Annotated in this window: 2 protein-coding genes and 1 pseudogene; all 3 read left to right on the top strand. The window is 43.7% G+C overall.

All coding sequences use genetic code 11. From position 1 onward, the window contains the following. Nucleotides 1-168 (top strand): annotated as a pseudogene (locus tag ACEW8S_RS20495) (acyl-[acyl-carrier-protein]--UDP-N-acetylglucosamine O-acyltransferase); the annotation flags it as partial. 157 nt (nucleotides 169-325) lie between these two features. Then, nucleotides 326-892 carry an elongation factor P gene (gene efp, locus ACEW8S_RS20490; RefSeq protein ID WP_373519967.1) on the top strand — a complete coding sequence of 189 codons (567 nt, stop codon included), beginning with the start codon at nucleotides 326-328 and terminating at the stop codon, nucleotides 890-892. A 50-nt stretch (nucleotides 893-942) separates the two neighbouring features. Further along, complete coding sequence (locus ACEW8S_RS20485; protein ID WP_373519966.1) at nucleotides 943-1,875, top strand: UDP-3-O-(3-hydroxymyristoyl)glucosamine N-acyltransferase; 933 nt, start codon at nucleotides 943-945, stop codon at nucleotides 1,873-1,875. Nucleotides 1,876-1,925 lie beyond the last annotated feature (50 nt).

The raw sequence follows: 1,925 nt of genomic DNA, 5'->3' as shown, positions 1-1,925 counted from the left end.
GAAATACAGAATATTTATCGCATCCTCTATCAAAAAAATTACAATAATTCCCAGGCCACCCAAATCATCGAAGCCGAAATGGAAGCCACGCCCGAAAGGGACGAAATCCTCCAATTCATCCGTGATTCGCAACGGGGGATTATGAAAGGGTATTTTAGTAATAGTTGACCCGAAATGATTCAACCCTGCCTGCCGGCGGGCAGGGTTCAATTGCTACTTCGCAGCTGTTCAACGTTATCCTTAAAAACCTTGAACAGGTCAAAAAGAATTAGTAGAGCTTGAACTTTAGACTTTGAACCTTAAACTATGAACCTTAAACCTTAACATGGCTTCAACATCCGATATACGCAAAGGACTTTGTATTCGCTACAATAACGATATCTATAAAATCATTGAATTTTTACACGTAAAACCGGGCAAAGGGCCCGCTTTTGTCCGTACGAAATTGAGGAGCGTGACCTCGGGCAAGGTGTTGGACAATACGTTCTCCGCTGGTCACAAAATCGAGGATGTACGTGTCGAGACACGTTCCTACCAGTTTTTGTACGCAGAGGGAGAGACCTATCATTTTATGAACACCGACGATTACAACCAGATAGCCCTTCAGGAAGGCGCTTTGGACTCACCGGATTTACTGAAAGAGGGTGAAGTAGTTACCATTTTATTCAATACGGAAGATGCGATGCCCCTCTCCGTGGACATGCCCGCCAGTGTTATCCTAGAAATTACGTATACCGAACCGGGAGTTAGGGGAAATACCGCTACCAACGCCACCAAGCCTGCCAAAGTAGAGACCGGTGCGGAGATAAACGTGCCCTTGTTCATCAACGAAGGCGATAAGATCAAGGTAGATACTGCCACCAGTTCCTACATGGAAAGGGTTAAGGAATAAGGGCGGTTCAATCTTATAACCAGAATTTAATAATCAAAACGTACTGTCCATTGAAATTCCCAACGCCCCATACCCTAAAACATATTGCCACCATCATCGGTTGCGAGTACATTGGTGCACACGATTTTCCGGTTCTGGGTATGAACGAGATCCATATAGTGGAAAAGGGGGATATCGTTTTCGTAGACCATCCAAAGTATTACGATAAAGCACTGAATAGTAAGGCATCAGTCGTACTTATCAATAAAAAAGTTGAATGTCCGGCAGAAAAGGCACTATTGATTTCAGATGATCCTTTTCGTGATTTTAATACCTTGACAAGTTATTTTAAGCCTTTTGAAAAGGCTTTGAATACGATAGACACTTCTGCGGTCATTGGGCGAAATACGGTAGTTCAACCCAATGTTTTTATTGGGAACAACGTGGTCATCGGCGATAATTGCCTGATCCATGCCAATGTATCCATCTATGACAATTGTGTTATTGGGAACAATGTGATCATTCATTCCGGCACAGTGCTGGGCTCCGATGCCTTTTATTATAAGAACAGACCGGAAGGTTTCGATAAATTGATTTCTGGAGGAAGGGTGGTTTTGGAGGATGATGTTGAGCTCGGAGCCCTTTGCACCATTGATAAAGGCGTTACTGGGGATACGACCATCAAAAAAGGTACGAAACTGGACAATCAGGTACACGTCGGCCATGATACGGTCATTGGCGAGAAATGCCTGATCGCTTCCCAAACGGGCATTGCAGGCTGTGTGATTATTGAAGACGAAGTAACCCTTTGGGGCCAGGTAGGTACCACAAGCGGAATAACCATCGGAAAAAAAGCGATTATTATGGGCCAGACGGGCGTGACGAAATCCGTCCCCGGGGGAAAAAGTTATTTCGGGACCCCCATAGAAGAATCCCTCGAAAAGTTTAAACAATTGGCCAACGTAAAGAAAATACCGGCTATTTTGAAGAATATGGGGCAATAATTACGTTCCGAAACCTTTAGAAATCCTTTTCAATCCCATATTTTTGTAAT

The organism is Pricia sp. (assembly GCF_041745955.1).
Classification (GTDB): domain Bacteria; phylum Bacteroidota; class Bacteroidia; order Flavobacteriales; family Flavobacteriaceae; genus Pricia.
This window is presented reverse-complemented; position numbering and strand designations above follow the sequence as displayed.